This is a genomic window from Chryseobacterium suipulveris (assembly GCF_022811685.1).
GTDB classification, from domain to species: domain Bacteria; phylum Bacteroidota; class Bacteroidia; order Flavobacteriales; family Weeksellaceae; genus Kaistella; species Kaistella suipulveris.
Genome location: NZ_CP094532.1, coordinates 416,032 through 432,995, shown reverse-complemented (window position 1 = coordinate 432,995; position 16,964 = coordinate 416,032). Strand labels below are relative to the sequence as shown.

The following is a 16,964-nucleotide window of genomic DNA, read 5'->3' as shown; positions in this document are numbered from 1 at the left end:
ATTATCATTCGTAAATTGCAAACCGAAACAGGAAAGTTTGAGGTTTGAAGTTTGAGGTTTGAAGAATTAACGTGAAACCTGAAACTCGGAACTTGGAACTTAAATCATTCATTCAATCTTGGCAAAACTAAAAACAGCATATTTCTGTCAGAACTGCGGAACGCAATATCCGCAATGGCTTGGTCAATGCAAAAACTGCGGACAGTGGAATACTTTGGTGGAAGAAATCGTAGAAAAATCTCCGTCGAAAAGTTTTTCGGATAAAGGCAAGCAGCACATCATCAACATTATCGAAGTTGAAACCAATGAGGAACCGCGGATTAAAACCCCTTCCGAAGAACTGAACCGCGTTCTCGGTGGTGGAATTGTTTTGGGCTCTGTTACCTTGATTGGCGGTGAACCTGGAATCGGCAAATCCACGCTTCTTCTTCAGTTAGCATTAAAAATGAAGAAGAAAATCCTGTATGTTTCCGGTGAAGAAAGCGCGTCGCAAATCAAGATGAGAGCCGACCGGTTAACGGAATTGCAAAACCCAAACTGCTTCCTCTTTACCGAAACTTCTGTTGAGAAAATCCTTCACGAAACCAAAAAACTGAAACCCGATTTCATCATTATCGACTCCATTCAGACTTTACAAAGCCAGCTGATAGAAAGCTCACCCGGAACCGTTTCGCAAATCCGTGAATGCTCCAACGAAATTATCAAGTTCGCGAAAGAAACAAACACTCCGGTTTTTCTTGTCGGTCACATCACTAAAGATGGACAAATCGCAGGTCCAAAAGTTTTAGAACACATGGTAGATGTCGTACTCAACTTCGATGGCGACCGAAATCACCTTTTCCGATTGTTGCGCGCCAACAAAAACCGTTTCGGCTCTACTGCAGAAATCGGGATTTACGAGATGATTTCGCAGGGTTTGAAGGAAATCAAGAATCCATCCGAAATCCTCATTACCAAGAAATCCGAGGAACTCTCCGGGAATTCAGTCGCCGTAACCCTCGAAGGAAACCGACCGATGCTGATTGAAATTCAGGCATTGGTTTCCACCGCGGTTTATGGAACGCCACAAAGAAGCTGTACCGGTTTCGACTCCAAACGGCTGAATATGCTTCTCGCCGTTTTAGAAAAAAGAGCAGGATTTCAATTGGGTGCAAAAGACGTTTTCCTGAACATTACCGGCGGAATCAAAACCGATGATCCCGCACTGGATTTGGCGGTGGTCGCATCAATTCTTTCCTCAAATGAAGACATTGCCATTTCTGAACATTTCTGTTTTGCCGGCGAAATTGGTTTGAGTGGTGAAATTCGTCCGGTTCCTCAAATCGAACAGCGAATCTCTGAAGCCGAAAAGTTGGGCTACGAAAAGATCTTTATTTCCAACCTCAACAAAATCCCTAAGAGAAAATTCGGCATCACTATCGTTGAAGTGAGCAAAATTGAAGATTTTCACGAATTTCTGTTTTAATTTAAATTAAGAAATTTTCATATTCGTTTTTGCATTATATTTGTATATCCAAAAAGTATATACCAAATTAATATGAAAACTATTTCGCTAAAGATCGATGACGATATTTTCAGGGAAACTGAAGACATCCTCAAAACCAAGAAAAAGCCCAGAAACCGCTACATCAACGAAGCGATCGATTTCTATAATAAAGCTCAACAGAGAGAAATGCTGCGAGCTCAGCTGAAAAAAGAATCGCTATTGGTACGTGAAGAATCAATGAAGGTTTTAAAAGAATTTGAAGCACTGGAAGATGAAATACCGGAATGAAATTTGGCTCGCCGATTTGGAGCCACAATTCGGTACAGAAGCAGGAAAAGTTCGCCCGGTTGTAATCATTCAAACCGACGACCTGAACGAGATTGCACATCCATCAACGATTATTTGTCCCATCACAACGAATTTGCAAAACTCCCAGATTCTGCGATTGCGGCTTTCTGCAGATATTAATGGATTGAGCGCAGAATCAGATGTTCTAGTCGACCAAATCCGTGCAATAGACAATGACCGTTTCATCAAAAGAATTGGAATGTTAAACGAAATACAAGCAACAAAACTTAAGAGAAACCTGAAAATCGTCCTCGATTTGTAATCAATGAATTTCCTCGCCCACTCCTACCTCACTTTTACCGACGAGCAAATAGTCGGACAGTTTCTCGAAGACTTTATCCGAAACAGCGAGCGCTTTTCGTTTCCGGAAAAAATTCAAGAAGGAATTACCCTCCACCGCGAAATCGATACGTTTACCGATTCACATCCTGCAATTTCGGAGGCGAAGAAAGTGTTCAGTCCGCTTGTCCGTCTGTATTCAGGAGCGTTCGTCGATGTAAGTTTTGATTATTTCCTCGCCAATTCAATCCCAGAAAAACAACTTTTCGATCATTCCCAAAAAGTGTACAATACTTTCAGAAAATACCGGGAACTCCTTCCCATCAATCTCATTCTGATGCTGGAAAAAATGGAAAAAGACAACTGGCTCTACAATTACCGTGAAGATTGGGGAATTAAATTTTCAATCCAAAACGTCCTCAACAAAGCCAAATATCTGGAGAAAGACCTACCCGTTTTCGAAACTTTCCTCAGTAACAAACCCGAGCTGAAAATACAGTTCGACCGGTTCTTCCCCGAACTGCAGCAGCATATTTTTGCGATCAACGAAAATTTTATTAAATAGAAGAAAATTTTAAGCAGTCTTAATTCATATATTCCTCATTCTCATTCCATTGGGATTCGTCGAAGGAGTGGCTGTCTTCTGCAAGGAGCTCTGCTTCCCGTTCTAATGACTGCTTCATCGTGAAAGTTACGTTGTCCTGAAGCTGCTCTTTTGCGAGTTTTCGTACCATCGCTTTGTCAATGAGCATAAATCTTCGTCCCAATCTTCGTGCTGCGTATGAACGCATTCCCGTAGTTTTCAGCACATCTACTGCCATTTCAACAGCGGTTCCCAAAGTTTCGCGGTAAATATTATCAACGCCATTGTTGAGGAAATCATAAGCATCGAGACGGTTTTTGGCTCTTACAAAAATCTTCAGCTGCGGATAATTCTTTCGGGCGTAGGTCAGAATAAACTTATTGCTTTCGGCGTTATCAAGGCACAGAATGAGAATGTCTGCAGTTTCTGCTCCAGCTGAACGAAGAACTCTAGGTTTGGTCGCATCACCATAATACACCTTGAAGCCGTGTGAACGAAGCAGATTCACCCGCTCCGGATCGTTGTCTAAAACCGTGGCACGAATTCCATTCACTCTCAAAAGTCGGCCAACAGTGCTTCCGAAATGCCCGAAACCGATGATGATTATTTTTTGCTGCACAATCGGTCCCAGTTTATTTTCTTCTTTTTTGGTAAAAGTCGTCCTTGGCTCGATCAGCTTTTCATTAAGAATTAAAAGCAAAGGAGTTATACACATAGTAATTGCAGTGACCGCCATCAGTTGCGCCGTCAATTGTGGACTTAGCAAGTAGAGTTTTGTGGAATAATTCACCAGTACAAAGGCAAATTCACCCACTTGTGAAAGCGCGAATGCCACGAGAAGATTTTGGTTCGTCTTTAACCCGAAAAACTTCCCGATGCCGTACAAAACCAAAAACTTTACAATGAGTACGACCACGACAACCGTGAATATAAACATCGGATCCTGCATGATCACATGAAAATTAATGGTTGATCCCACGCTCACAAAGAAAAGCGCGAGAAGCAGTCCCTTGAACGGCTCAATCTGATTTTCCAATTCGTGTCGAAATTCACTGTTCGCCAACATTAAGCCAGCGATAAACGCTCCTAGTGCCGCACTTAAACCCGCAGAATACATCAGTTCGGAAACTCCGATAACGAGGAAAAGTGAAGATGCAGTCAATAGCTCGTTCATCCCCGATCTGGAAACAAACCTTAAAAATGGAACAAAGACATATCTTCCCATGAAAATCAAAAGTGCAATTCCCAAAATAATGGAGAACGGTTGCAACCAATCCGGAAGATACTGCAGGAGGATCTGGTTTTCATCTTCGTCGGATTTTTTTGCAATGATGGGAAGCAGAGCCAGAATCGGAATCACCGAAATATCCTGAAAAAGCAGAATCGAAAATGAAGCTTCACCCGCGTCGGTTCGGAAAATATTCTTCTCCTTCAGGGTTTGCAAAACAATCGCCGTGGATGATAGCGAGAAACACAATGCCGCGACAATCGCCTGATCGGGACGCCATTTTGCAAAATAGAAAATGACAAACAAAATAAGTGCGGTAATCACAACCTGGCTCAAACCCATCCCGAAAATCTTTTTACGGATGACCCAGAATTTTCTTGGCTCAATTTCTAAACCGACCAGAAAAAGCAACATGATCACTCCGAATTCCGCAGTATGCATAATGTCTGCAGCTTCTCTTCCGGTTAATTTTAAGCCGAAAGGACCGATGATGATTCCGCCCAGAATGAATCCAATCACAGAACTCAGACCAAGCCGACGAACCAGCGGAACCATCACGATCGCCGCTCCTAAAAATACGAGTGCAGTATATGCGAGTGAGTTTTCCGCCATCATATTTCCAGTTTTTTCTTAATTTCTTGGCAGATTTTTTCCAGTTGTTCCTGATCCAAATCATCCGCATCATGAACCGCGATAATTTCCTGGACCTCGATATTGTAAACTTTTAGAGAAAGCGTCAGCTGCTGCATGAGATTATCGATTGTGGTTTCATAAAGTCCTTCTGTAGAATAATTTTCTTCTTTGCCACCGATGGTTACAATGATTACCGCATCTTTGTTGCTTAAAGGATGATCGTCCTCAGAAAACCAATTCATATCGAAAACCTCATCCATCCAAAGTTTTAGAAGCGGCGGAACACCAAACCAAATCAATGGAAAGTGAAAAATCAGGCGGTCATAATTTGGCAGCCGTTTTCTTTCCCGAAAAGTGGCGATATGGAAATCAGGATATTCCTCGTAAAGATCCCTAAACTCAAAACTGCCCGATTCCTCATAAACCTTGATTAATTCAACGTTGGTCGTAGAATATTCGAAATAGGGATGGGCGAAAAGAACCAGTGATTTTTTCAAAGTGGGTAACTTTCTATAAAATTAATGAAAAAATCAGAGGTATTTTATCGTTAAGGTAAATATTTTTTTAATTTTGAGATATGAAGGCAGTACAGGTGGTTTCCCACGAACAGCGGAAAGAATTTTTGGATTTTCCTATTCGGATTTTCAGCGATGACAAAAATTACATCCGACCATTAGATAAAGATATTGAGGAGGTTTTCGACAAAAAGAAGAATAAGTTTTTCCGTTCCGGCGAATGTGAGCGGTTTCTTTTTTTGAATGAGAATAATGAAACAGTGGGCAAAGTCGCCATCTTCATCAACAAAAAATACCGACAGGAACAGCCAACCGGAGGAATCGGTTTTTTCGACTGTATCAATGACCAGCGAACCGCAAACTTCATCTTTGATTTCGCTAAAAACCATCTCGCCGAAAAAGGAATGGAGGCGATGGACGGACCGATCAATTTCGGTGAACGCGACAAATTCTGGGGACTACTCATCGAAGGATTCAGCGAGCCACTTTACGGGATGAATTACCACCCTCCTTATTATAAAAATCTTTTCGAAAATTATGGTTTCGAGATTTACTTTAACCAATTGTGTTTTGGCAGGAAAGTGCACGATTCGGTTGCCGAAAATTTCATGGAGATGCACGCAAGGATTTCCAAAAACAAAAATATTTCCTCAAAAAGACTGAAAGTTAAAGACCTTGGAAAATTCGCCAAAGATTTTACCGAAGTTTACAATAAAGCGTGGGCAAGTCACGGAGAAGGAAAACAGCTCACCGAAACACAGACACTGAAACTTTTCAATTCTTTGAAGCCGATCATCAACGAACATATTTCCTGGTTCATCTACGAAAACGAAAAACCGATCGCGATGTGGATGAACATTCCCGACCTGAACCAATGGTTCAAACATCTCGACGGAAAATTCGGGATTTGGCAGAAACTGAAATTTTTGCTGGTGAAAAAATTTACCAAGAACAGGAAAATGATTGGACTGGTTTTCGGGATCGTTCCCGAATGGCAAAGAAAGGGAATCGACGGCTATATGATTTGGGAAGGCACAAAACATTTCCGCAAAACCACCGATTTCGAGGATTACGAAATGCAGTGGATCGGAGATTTCAATCCGAAAATGATGAAGATCGCAGAAAACCTTGAAACTGAAGTTACCAGAAAATTAGCGACGTACCGCTATCTGTTCGACCGCACGAAAACTTTTGAGCGGCATAGAATTCTGTAGGATTAACGAAACTTTATTCCGTGGGAATAATATCTGTGTAGCCAAAAAATTTGTTTTGAATTCAAGGCACGCCGTAGGTGTGCAATCTCTTTAATCCAAAGCTTCAGAAAACTTCACATCCCGAATATTCAGGTAATAGGTAACGTTTCCTTTCCAATGGTTTTCTTCCGCAGTGAAAGCAATGTCGAATGTTTTCTCACGGAAATCGTCTGCATATTTCCCTAACTTGAAACCGACACACTCGATATTTCTCCCCGTAGATTCCTGCTTAATATAGAATTTCAGGTGACTTCCGTCTTTTCCCATTGTCTTCACGTATCCGGAAACTTTTTGGTTTTTCAGTACCAGAATCGGTTTCATATTATGCGGACCGAACGGCGCCAATTTTCTGTGGAAGTTGAAAAAATCCTTGTTCAGCTCGTCGATCTCTACATCAGAATCGATGGTGACACTCGGTTCTTTCTGGTGTTCCTGAATTTTTTCGGCAACTACTTTTTCAAATTTTTCCTTGAAGAGATCAAATTTATCTTTCGCCATTGAGAGTCCTGCTGCAGCGGGATGTCCACCGAATTTCAGAAAAAGGTCGGAACAGTTTTCCAGCGCGTCGTGCACATCAAAATCGGAAACGGATCTTGCTGAAGCAACCATTTCGCCATTGTTCCCGTCGGTGAAAACCAAGGTCGGTTTGTAATAAGTTTCTGTCAGTCGTGAAGCTACAATTCCAATCACACCTTTGTTCCATTCAGGGTCGTAAACTACGGTGGTAAAATTGGTGACTTGCCCGGTTTTTTCTACTTGTAAAAGAGCTTCGGTTGTACTGCTCATGTCCATTTCGCGGCGGGAATCGTTCAGATTGACGATGTCGTTTACGATTTGGTGTGCGTGCTTCAGGTTGTCGGAAACCATTAATTCCACTGCGGCTTTCCCGTGAGAAATTCTTCCCGCGGCGTTGATTTTCGGTGCAATTTCAAAAACGATGTTGGAAATATCGAAAGTTGCGAGTTTGTCTTCCGGAATCAAAAGCCGCAATCCGAGGTTTCGGGTTTTTCTTAAAACTTTCAGTCCCTGTTTTGCAAGAACGCGGTTTTCGCCAGTCATTGAAACAATATCTGCAGCAATCGAAATCGCCAGAAGATCAGTAAGTTCGAACAATTCTGCTTCTGGAATCTTGTAGATGGTGTTTAGACCTTGGCAAAGTTTGAAGCCGACTCCGCAACCTGAGAGTTCTTTGAACGGATACCTGCAGTCTTTTCTTTTCGGATCGAGAACAGCGACTGCGTCGGGAATTTCGTCGCCCGGTAAATGGTGGTCACAAATGATAAAGTCGATTCCTTTTTCTTTTGCGTACTGGATTTTGTCTAATGCCTTGATCCCACAATCCAAAGCAATAATTAATGAGAAGTCGTTTTCTTTCGCAAAGTCGATTCCTTCGGTCGAGATTCCGTAACCTTCGGAATTTCTGTCGGGAATGTAGAAATCGAGGTATTTTTTTTCGACGATTTTGCTGAGGTAGAGGTACATTAAGGCAACCGCGGTGGTTCCGTCCACATCGTAATCGCCATAAACCAATATTTTTTCACCATTTTCAATGGCGGTCGCAATTCTGTCAACGGCGATTTGCATGTCCTTCATTAAGAAAGGATTATGGATATCGTTGAGGTTGGGCTTGAAGAATTCGCGTGCTTTCTGGTAATTGTCGATGCCGCGAAGAACTAGGATTTTGGATTCAAAAGTTCCAAAACCGAGCGACGAACTTAGTCCGTCCACGATATCTTCATCAGGTTCGGGTTTGTAGATCCACTTTTGATTCATAGTTTACAAAAATACTCAAAATAGTTGGAAATTCTGCAGGGGGAAATCACCTTTTCGATAAATATGGAAGTTTATTTTGAAGAAAATCCTTAACAACGCAGCTCCTTGGTAAGAAGCGATTTCTGTTGTTTTAGCCCGGATTGAACGGCATGTTTGAGCTCTTTTTTCTTTTTCTTTGGCAATGGAAAAGCTTGGGGGAAAAGAAAAAAAGCGAGTAGTGAAAGCCGGTCCCCGATTGAAAGGATGCGGAATCGGGTTGATCCAAAAAAAGCCGCCCAATTTCTTGAGCGACCATTTCTTAATTCGTACTTCGTACTTCGTATTTATGAATACATTTGCTGTTGCAGTTCTTTCACTTTTTTGTCCTGAAGGTATTCGTCGTAAGTCATTTCGCGGTCGATGATTCCTTTCGGGGTGAGTTCGATGATTCGGTTACACACTGTTTCGAGCATTTCGTGGTCGTGTGAGGAAAGGAGGATGGTTCCCTTGAAACTCACGAGCGAGTTGTTGAGCGTGGTGATGCTTTCGAGGTCGAGGTGGTTGGTTGGCTCGTCCATCAAAAGGATGTTGGCTTTCTGGAGCATCATTCGGGAGAACATGCAGCGCATTTTTTCTCCTCCTGAAAGTACAGTGCAGGATTTTAGGGCTTCGTCTCCGGAGAAGAGCATTCTGCCGAGGAATCCGCGCATAAATTCTTCGTGGCGTTCTTCGTCGTTTTTAGTGAATTGTCGCAACCAATCGACGAGGTTGATATTTTCTTTGAAAAAGTCGGAGTTGTCGAGCGGCATGTAAGATTGCGTCGTGGTAACTCCCCAATTGTACGTTCCTTTATCCTGTGTTGAGTTTCCTGCAAGGATTTCGAAAAATTCAGTAACCGCCAAAGAGTTTTTGGAGAGTACCGCAACTTTATCGCCTTTTTTGAGGTTGAGGTCGATGTTGGAGAAAAGGAGTTCGCCATCCTTGGTTTTCTCGAGTCCCTTGATCTCCAGAATCTGATCCCCTGCTTCTCTTTCGGTATCGAAAATAATGGCGGGATATCTTCTGGAGGTCGGTTTGATGTCTTCGATATTGAGTTTGTCGATCATCTTCTTACGTGCGGTTGCCTGTTTTGCTTTAGCCACGTTGGAAGAGAAACGCGCGATAAATTCCTGGAGTTCCTTTTTCTTTTCCTCGGCTTTTTTGTTCTGCTGTTGACGCTGTCTTGTCGCTAACTGCGAAGCTTGGTACCAGAAGGAATAATTTCCTGTATAAAGGTTGAGTTTCGAATAGTCGAGGTCGCCGATGTGCGTGCAAACCGCATCGAGGAAGTGACGGTCGTGAGAAACAACAATCACGGTATTTTCATAGTCTGCCAGAAAATCTTCGAGCCAGGAAATGGTGTCGATATCGAGGTCGTTCGTAGGTTCGTCGAGGATGAGTACGTCGGGATTTCCGAACAGCGCCTGTGCAAGAAGAACTTTTACCTTGTCCTTATTTTCAAGCTCGCCCATCATTTGGTAATGCATATCTTCTTTGATCCCAACATTGGAGAGCATCGTCATCGCGTCGGATTCGGAATTCCAGCCACCCATTTCGTCGTAGATTACGCCGAGTTCGCCTGCTTTGATTCCATCGGCATCAGAGAAATCCTCTTTTGCGTAGAGAGCGTCCATTTCTTCCTTAATGTCGAAAAGTTTTTTGTTACCTCTTAAAACGGTTTCCAGAACGGTGTAGTTATCGTAAGCAAAGTGATCCTGCTCGAGAACCGACATTCTTTTACCGGGTTCTAAGGAGACGTTTCCAGAAGTTGCTTCGTGTTTTCCGGTTAATATTTTGAGGAAAGTGGATTTTCCAGCGCCATTCGCGCCGATAATTCCGTAGCAGTTTCCTTTGGTAAACATGATGTTTACTTCATCGAAAAGTACTCTTTTTCCGAACTGTAAAGATAAATTAGATACTGTTAACATATAGTTTTGTAAATTTGCGGCAAAAATACGAAAAGAAAACGGGTTTTTAAGTAGAGATGTATCGGTGAAAATTTGATTATTTTCATCAAAAAATCAAAAATTTGAGAATCGTGAAATGTTAAAATTTAAAAAAATTAACATAAAAAAAATTGATGTTTTTTTTGGGAAAAATGAAGATCGAAAAATCTATAAATATTCAAAATAAAAGAGCCCGGTTCGAATATGAAATATTGGAGGAAATCGAGGCAGGCATGGTTCTTACAGGGACTGAGATCAAATCTTTGAGGTCTTCCAAAGCGAGCATCACGGAGTCTTTTTGCCAGTTCATCGACGGTGAATTATACATCATCAATATGATGATTGACGAGTATAAATTGGGAACTTTTTATAACCATAAAACAAAAAGGGAACGGAAATTGCTTTTACACAAAAAGGAGCTGTTGAAGTTTGAAAAAAAACTGAAGGATGTTGGCAATACTATTATACCTTTAAAACTATACATTAACCAAAAAGGAAAAGCCAAGCTTCTAATTTCTCTTGCTCGCGGTAAGAAACTCTTTGATAAAAGGGAGAGTATTAAAGAGAGAGAAAATAAAAGGAATCTCGACCGACTATTAAAGAAAAGTTAAAAAAACTCGGAAAATCTTTGTTTATAAAGAAAAATTATATTTATTTTGCATTATCAATTATTTAATCATTTAATTCTATGAAAAATCTAAAATTAGGAATTTCAGCATTGGCACTTACAGTTGCCTCTACTGTTTTCGCTCAGACGACCAACAATCCGTGGTTAATCGGAGTTGGTGCACACGGAGTAAATCACGTTGCCGTTGGTGCAGGTGGTGCAGGAAAAGTTCTTGGAAGTGCATTTGGTGGCGAAGATGCTAACCGTTTGTACCATATGAACTATTTCACGATTATGCCTCCTTTGTCAAAATTGACAGTTGCAAGAAGCTTGAACAAATACTTAGTTCTAGACTGGCAAACCACCGTTGGTAACATCGACAACAAGAGAATCAACATGGGAAAAGAATTTTTCCTTCAGACTGGTTTAGGTCTTCAATTCAAATTCAACAGTCTTTGGAACGAAGAATCTTGGTTTGATCCATATTTAAGAATCGGAGCAAACTATTTGAGACATGATTATTCAGGGGTGAATTTCCCAGTGACAGATATGTATCATAATCATGTATATCCTGGTTTCTCTGAAAACAAACCATTTACTCAACGAAGAAAAGACCACTTCACAGTTGCTGGTGGTTTAGGATCTAACTTCTGGTTGACTAAAAACTTTGGTTTAGGAATCCAAGGTGATTATGTAGCTACACCTATCGACAAATCCGATATCGCTAACTTCTGGCAAGCTTCTGCTTCCCTATTGTTCAGATTCGGAAATACTGACAGAGATAAAGACGGAATCCCAGATAAGGAAGACAGATGTCCAGATACTCCAGGTTTAGCTGAGTTCCAAGGATGTCCTGATACTGATGGTGACGGAATCCCAGATATCGATGATCAATGTCCAGATGTAGCAGGACCAAAAGAAAACAATGGTTGTCCTTGGCCAGATACTGACGGTGACGGTGTAGTTGATAAAGACGATGCTTGTCCTACAGTAGCAGGTCCAGCTGAAAACAACGGTTGTCCTTGGCCAGATACTGATGGTGACGGAATCCTTGATAAAGACGATGCTTGTCCTACAGTTCCAGGTCTTCCACAGTACAACGGTTGTCCAAAACCTAAATCTGTAACAGCTTCTGAAGTTGAAGGTGAATTGAAAAACATCTATTTCGATTTCAACAAAGCTACAATCACTCCGCAATCTAGCGCAAGATTGGATGCTGCTGCTACAATCATCAAAACTGACGGTGGTAACTACCTACTTGAAGGTCAAACTGACAAAAAAGGTTCTGAAGCATATAACTTAGACCTTTCAAGAAGAAGAGCGCAAGCTGTAGTTAACGCATTAGACGCAAGAGGAGTTGATCCAGGTGCATTGAAATCAATCGGTGTTGGTGAAGCGAAAGCTGTAGTTCCTGAAACTGCAACAGACGCTGAAAGACAACAAGACAGAAAAGTTGTTGTAAGAGCAATCGAAGATGCTACTGAATGGGGTACATACAAAAAACATGATGTAGTAGTTCCAGTGAAAAAAGCTCCAGCTAAGAAAAAAGCTCCAGCTAAAAAAAGAAAATAATTAAAAAAGTTTTCTAAATAATAAACACCCTCGAGTTTTGGGGGTGTTTTTTTGTGAACTAATTCGTATTTTTGCAATCACAATTTTAAGAAAATATGGGACGCGCATTCGAATACAGAAAAGCTTCAAAAATGGCTCGTTGGGACAAAATGGCCAAAACATTTTCAAAAATAGGGAAGGATATTGCGCTCGCTGTAAAAGCTGGCGGACCTGATCCAGACTCTAATCCTGCACTCAGAAGATGCATACAAAATGCCAAGGGTGCAAACATGCCAAAAGATAATGTAGAAAGAGCGATAAAAAAAGCAAGCGGTGCAGACGCTGAAAATTACGAGGAAATCACTTATGAAGGATACGGACAGGGAGGTGTTGCTTTTTTTGTGGAATGTACCACAAACAACCCAACTAGGACAGTGGCAAACGTAAGAGCAATTTTCAACAAGTTTGACGGTAATCTTGGGAAAAATGGGGAACTCGCCTTTATCTTTGATCGCAAAGGAATTTTTTCAATTGAAAAATCCGTGATTAAAATGGATTGGGAAGAGTTTGAAATGGAAATGATCGACGGTGGCGCTGAAGATATAGAAAGCGATGACGAAGAAGTGTTGGTGACCACAGCATTTGAAGACTTCGGACATCTTTCACATAAGCTTGACGAACTCAGAATAGAGGCGAAAAGTGGCGAACTGCAGCGGATTCCCAACAATACGAAAGAAGTGACGGACGAACAGTTCAAAGCAAATATGAAAATGCTCGAACGTTTTGAGGAAGATGACGACGTGCAGAATGTTTACCACAACATGGAAATCACCGATGAACAGATGGAATCTTTATAAATAAACTAACCGGGTAGCAAACCCGGTTTTTTTTATGTTAAGAGAATGTCATCAACGTCGCTCAGGCGTTGCATTACTGAACGTGCATAGGAACAGTGAGGGTAGATTTTCCAACTGTTTTCGCGAGCAAACTTAATCGCTTCTTCGACGAGGAATTTCCCCATTCCCCTCCCCTCAAATTTTGGGTGAACCAGAACAAATGAAATAATTAATTTTTGAAGTTCGGGGAAAATAGTGTAAGTAAGTCTTCCTACTTCTTCGGTTTCATTATTAAGGGAAATAAAGCCACCATTTCCAGATTTATTATTTTCAAATTTCATCTTAATTTTTTATTTTTTTAAAATTACAAAATAAAAATAAAAATTCTGAAAGTATTCCGAAGCTGTTTCACTATTTTTACATTATTGAACAATATTGACGATGAAAATTAAACTCAACCGCATTAACGACGATTTCCTTTTTGAATGCACCAATTCTGCAGGAAACAAAATTCTTTTAGATAACACCTCACAACCAAACGCGAAAGGGGTTTCGCCGATGGAAAGTGTATTGATGGCAGTTGCCGGCTGTAGCGGGATTGATGTAGTCTCTATCCTGAAAAAACAAAGACAACATATCACCTCCTTTTCTGCAGAAGTCGAAGGAGAAAGAGTACAGGTAGATGACGCAAAACCTTTCAAGAAAATCCAAGTGAAATTTTTTCTGGAAGGTGAAATAGATCCTAAAAAAGCCCGGAAAGCTGCTGAACTTTCATTTGAGAAATACTGCTCAGTTTCCAAAACTTTTGAACCCAATGTAACTGTAGAATACAGTGTTTATGTAAACAACGAAAAAGTTGATTAACAAGTGAAAGTGATCGATTCTACTACTGAATCACTGGACCACTTTTCCACTGAACCACTGCATCGCAAATCTACCTCCATCTCGGCTGTATCAACTTCGCGACGGTTGCAGTCCATCCACACTGGTGCGAAGCGCCGATTCCTTTTCCGGTATCACCGTTGAAATATTCGTAAAACATGATATAGTCCTTGAAGAATTCGTCGTGATTCATCATTTCGTTTCCTCCGTTGAAAGCTCGGTTTCCGTTCTCATCTTTAATAAAAATTGAGCGCAACCTTTTGCTGAGGTCTTCTGCTACAAAATCAAGATTTCTCATTTCGCCACTTCCCGTCGGGTATTCTACCTGCAAGCTTTCACCGTAGTAGAAATGATATCGTTGCAAACTTTCGACAATCAGGAAATTAATCGGAAACCAGATCGGACCTCGCCAATTGCTGTTGCCTCCAAACATTCGGCTGTCGCTTTCTGCGGGCATATATTTCACAACATATTCATGCTCGTCGGTTGAAAATTTGAACGGGGTTTCTTCATAAATCTTAGACATCGAGCGAATTCCGTACTCCGACAGGAATTCATTCGGATCTGCCATTCTCTTCAAAACTCTTTTGAGACGGGTTTTTCGAAGGATGCTCATCAAATGTTTTCCGCCTTTTCCTTCCACCTCCCAATGCGAAACGAGATTCGCAAGTTCCGGCCGATTTTTCAAAACCCACTCCATTCTAGCGGTAAAGTTCGGGAGTCTATCCAATGTGTCTCGCTCGATGATTTCCACCGCAAACATGGGGATTAAACCAACGATACTTCTCAGTTTCAGTGAAATAGATTCGCCATTGTTCAGTTGCAGTACATCATAAAAAAAACCATCCTCTTCATTCCACAGTCCGTCAATTCCTTCACCCAGATTTTCCATTGCTTCCGCGATGTACAGATAATGCTCAAAAAACTTGATCGCCATATCTTCGTAAACCGGATTATGGAGCGCCAATTCCATTGCGATCCGCATCATATTCAGCGCAAACATCGCCATCCAGCTTGTTCCGTCGGCTTGCTCCAAATGGTCGCCGTTCTTGAACTGCATATTTCGGTCGAAAGCGCCGATGTTATCAAGACCGAGGAATCCGCCGCCGAAAACATTGTTCCCTTTTTTGTCCTTTCGGTTCACCCACCACGTGAAGTTGAGCAGCAACTTTTGGAATACACTTTCCAGAAAAGGAATGTCGGCTTTTCCGTTTACTTTTTCATCAATCTTGAAAACCCGGAATGTTGACCACGCATGAACGGGCGGATTCACGTCGCTGAAATCCCACTCATACGCAGGAAGCTGTCCGTTCGGATGCAGGTACCATTCTTTGGTCAGCAATTTCAGCTGATGTTTAGCGAAACCGCCATCAATCAGTGCAAAAGGAACGCAGTGAAACGCCAAATCCCAAGTCGCAAACCAAGGGTATTCCCATTTATCGGGCATGGAAATGACGTCTTTATTCTGCATATGTTCCCATTCCGTATTTCTAACATAATGGTCGAAATCTCTTGTTACTTCCTGTTTGGGATCACCTTTCAACCATTTCGAGACGGTATAATGATAGAACTGCTTATTCCACAGAAGTCCTGCGAATGCTTGTCTTTGAATATTTTTTTCTTCCTCGTTTTCAATGTCACATTGAAGCTCCGCATAGAAATCATCTGCTTCTTTCTTTCTTAAACTAAAAACTTCGTCGAAATCAAAAAAGGCATTTTCCATTTCATGCGGACTAAGCCGGAAATCAAAGGTTTTGCTTTCGCCAGCTTGAATTTCAGTGTCGATAAAGAAGCTAGCTTTGGTGCCTGTTTTTTCAGGGTTAATGGTATTTTTATCCCCATTAATTAGGAAGTTATTAATGCCGTCTTTGAAAAATTTGAAATCTGTTTCGGTATTGGCAATAATTTCAGGGTTGCTCTCATTGTCACAAAAAAGAGCTTCAGTATTGGGATCTCTTGAGTACAGTTTTCTTAAAGGAATCGAGCCGTGTTCAATATCAATCATTCCCTTCACCGAAGACTTTAGTTTTGGAATATAAGTTCCATATCCCCATTTCCAGTTATTGCGGAACCAAACCGTCGGAAGAATTACCAATGGCGCTTTACTGCCACTTCTGTTACAGCAAGTAACTCTGATCAGAATATCGTCGTGATTGATTTTGGCATACTCAATGAAAATATCGAAGTATTCATTTTTGTCAAAAATCCCTGTTTCAGCGATTTCATATTCAGGTTCTGTTTTGGACCGTCTTTCGTTTTCAGTAATCAATTCATCGTAAGGAAACTCGTCGATCGGATATTTATAAACCATCTTCATATAGGAATGAGACGGCGTGTTGTCGAGATAATAATAAATTTCTTTCAGATCCTCCCCATGATTTCCCTGATAATTGCTTAATCCGAAAAACCGCTCCTTGATCATTTTGTCCTTTCGGTTCCAAAATGAGAACGCAAAACATAGCCGCTGTTTGCTGTCACAGATTCCTGCAATTCCGTCTTCACTCCAGCGGTAAGCTCTGCTGATCGCGTCGTCATAAGTGGTGTAACCCCACGCGTTTCCGTTCGGACTGTAATCTTCGCACCGTTCCCCATTGTCTATTGCTTACATAAGGTCCCCAATTTTTCCAGTCGGGGTTTTGTAACCGCTCTTTTTCTGCATTCATAATGCGAATTTATATTTTTTTTGGTTAATTATTTTTAAACGGGAAATGAATAATATTTAACACCAAGAAAATCAATAAATTACTAATTTTAAGTCATATTAAAATAAAATGAAAACCAGCAGCATCCACATTATTAACCATCCAACACTTCGCGGATATTCCGGATATTCGCGTGAACTTGACGGGATCCAGTCGGAAGGTAAAACGATTGAGGAACTTTTCGACAAAATTCGTCTTCTTATTGAGGTGTGAGTAAAAAGCTTAAAAGAAATCGGCAAAGATAAAGAAGCGGCCAACCTGAAAAACAAGGAAATTATCTTTTCTGAGGATTAAATTTTTTACAAAAGATCTTGTAAAAATTTG

At 41.1% G+C, this 16,964-nt stretch carries 16 protein-coding genes; 10 read left to right on the top strand and 6 right to left on the bottom strand.

Features of this window, described 5'->3' with window-relative positions:
• Nucleotides 1-118 precede the first annotated feature (118 nt).
• The 4 genes from radA to MTP09_RS02060 all read left to right on the top strand — a co-directional run bounded on the left by radA (nucleotide 119) and on the right by MTP09_RS02060 (nucleotide 2,678).
• Nucleotides 119-1,465 carry a DNA repair protein RadA gene (gene radA, locus MTP09_RS02075; protein ID WP_243550177.1) on the top strand — a complete coding sequence of 449 codons (1,347 nt, stop codon included), beginning with the start codon at nucleotides 119-121 and terminating at the stop codon, nucleotides 1,463-1,465.
• Between the two features lie 72 nt (nucleotides 1,466-1,537).
• On the top strand, nucleotides 1,538-1,774 hold the full coding sequence (locus tag MTP09_RS02070) for a hypothetical protein (protein ID WP_243550175.1): 237 nt from the start codon (nucleotides 1,538-1,540) through the stop codon (nucleotides 1,772-1,774).
• Nucleotides 1,758-2,096, top strand: coding sequence for a type II toxin-antitoxin system PemK/MazF family toxin (locus MTP09_RS02065; RefSeq protein ID WP_243550173.1), 339 nt, complete (start codon nucleotides 1,758-1,760; stop codon nucleotides 2,094-2,096). Before MTP09_RS02070 ends, MTP09_RS02065 begins: the two co-directional genes overlap by 17 nt.
• 3 nt (nucleotides 2,097-2,099) lie before the next feature.
• Nucleotides 2,100-2,678, top strand: a complete 579-nt coding sequence (locus MTP09_RS02060) for an acyl carrier protein phosphodiesterase (RefSeq protein WP_243550171.1) — start codon at nucleotides 2,100-2,102, stop codon at nucleotides 2,676-2,678.
• A gap of 19 nt (nucleotides 2,679-2,697) precedes the next feature.
• On the opposite strand, the gene MTP09_RS02055 is transcribed toward MTP09_RS02060, so the two are convergent.
• Both MTP09_RS02055 and MTP09_RS02050 read right to left on the bottom strand, forming a co-directional pair.
• Complete coding sequence (locus MTP09_RS02055; protein ID WP_243551563.1) at nucleotides 2,698-4,536, bottom strand: monovalent cation:proton antiporter-2 (CPA2) family protein; 1,839 nt, start codon at nucleotides 4,534-4,536, stop codon at nucleotides 2,698-2,700.
• The gene (locus MTP09_RS02050; protein ID WP_243550169.1) at nucleotides 4,536-5,054 is read right to left on the bottom strand and encodes an NAD(P)H-dependent oxidoreductase; all 519 of its coding nucleotides are present in this window, start codon (nucleotides 5,052-5,054) and stop codon (nucleotides 4,536-4,538) included. The genes MTP09_RS02055 and MTP09_RS02050 overlap by 1 nt, the downstream gene beginning before the upstream one ends.
• 80 nt (nucleotides 5,055-5,134) lie before the next feature.
• Here MTP09_RS02050 and MTP09_RS02045 point away from each other — a divergent pair, with 80 nt between their 5' ends.
• Nucleotides 5,135-6,286, top strand: coding sequence for a hypothetical protein (locus MTP09_RS02045; protein WP_243550167.1), 1,152 nt, complete (start codon nucleotides 5,135-5,137; stop codon nucleotides 6,284-6,286).
• A gap of 90 nt (nucleotides 6,287-6,376) precedes the next feature.
• Here MTP09_RS02045 and recJ read toward each other — a convergent pair whose 3' ends face one another.
• Both recJ and MTP09_RS02035 read right to left on the bottom strand, forming a co-directional pair.
• Nucleotides 6,377-8,098 carry a single-stranded-DNA-specific exonuclease RecJ gene (recJ, locus tag MTP09_RS02040; RefSeq protein ID WP_243550165.1) on the bottom strand — a complete coding sequence of 574 codons (1,722 nt, stop codon included), beginning with the start codon at nucleotides 8,096-8,098 and terminating at the stop codon, nucleotides 6,377-6,379.
• Nucleotides 8,099-8,421: 323 nt separating this feature from the next.
• Nucleotides 8,422-10,044 (bottom strand): ABC-F family ATP-binding cassette domain-containing protein, encoded by a 1,623-nt coding sequence (locus MTP09_RS02035; protein WP_243550163.1) that lies wholly within the window; start codon nucleotides 10,042-10,044, stop codon nucleotides 8,422-8,424.
• A gap of 170 nt (nucleotides 10,045-10,214) precedes the next feature.
• On the opposite strand from MTP09_RS02035, the gene smpB reads away from it, so the two are divergent.
• From smpB to MTP09_RS02020, 3 genes are all read left to right on the top strand, one after another.
• A complete protein-coding gene (gene smpB / locus MTP09_RS02030; protein ID WP_243550161.1) occupies nucleotides 10,215-10,673 on the top strand; it encodes an SsrA-binding protein SmpB in 459 nt (152 codons plus the stop codon).
• Nucleotides 10,674-10,750: 77 nt separating this feature from the next.
• Complete coding sequence (locus MTP09_RS02025) at nucleotides 10,751-12,241, top strand: OmpA family protein (RefSeq protein WP_243550159.1); 1,491 nt, start codon at nucleotides 10,751-10,753, stop codon at nucleotides 12,239-12,241.
• 95 nt (nucleotides 12,242-12,336) lie between these two features.
• The gene (locus tag MTP09_RS02020; protein WP_243550157.1) at nucleotides 12,337-13,077 is read left to right on the top strand and encodes a YebC/PmpR family DNA-binding transcriptional regulator; all 741 of its coding nucleotides are present in this window, start codon (nucleotides 12,337-12,339) and stop codon (nucleotides 13,075-13,077) included.
• 32 nt (nucleotides 13,078-13,109) lie between these two features.
• Here MTP09_RS02020 and MTP09_RS02015 read toward each other — a convergent pair whose 3' ends face one another.
• On the bottom strand, nucleotides 13,110-13,397 hold the full coding sequence (locus MTP09_RS02015; protein ID WP_243550155.1) for a GNAT family N-acetyltransferase: 288 nt from the start codon (nucleotides 13,395-13,397) through the stop codon (nucleotides 13,110-13,112).
• A 100-nt stretch (nucleotides 13,398-13,497) separates the two neighbouring features.
• Here MTP09_RS02015 and MTP09_RS02010 point away from each other — a divergent pair, with 100 nt between their 5' ends.
• Nucleotides 13,498-13,920 carry an OsmC family protein gene (locus tag MTP09_RS02010; protein ID WP_243550153.1) on the top strand — a complete coding sequence of 141 codons (423 nt, stop codon included), beginning with the start codon at nucleotides 13,498-13,500 and terminating at the stop codon, nucleotides 13,918-13,920.
• Nucleotides 13,921-13,990: 70 nt separating this feature from the next.
• On the opposite strand, the gene MTP09_RS02005 is transcribed toward MTP09_RS02010, so the two are convergent.
• A complete protein-coding gene (locus MTP09_RS02005) occupies nucleotides 13,991-16,360 on the bottom strand; it encodes an MGH1-like glycoside hydrolase domain-containing protein (RefSeq protein ID WP_317618766.1) in 2,370 nt (789 codons plus the stop codon).
• A 349-nt stretch (nucleotides 16,361-16,709) separates the two neighbouring features.
• Here MTP09_RS02005 and MTP09_RS02000 point away from each other — a divergent pair, with 349 nt between their 5' ends.
• A complete protein-coding gene (locus MTP09_RS02000; protein WP_243550151.1) occupies nucleotides 16,710-16,853 on the top strand; it encodes a type II toxin-antitoxin system HicB family antitoxin in 144 nt (47 codons plus the stop codon).
• The last annotated feature ends 111 nt before the right edge of the window (nucleotides 16,854-16,964 follow it).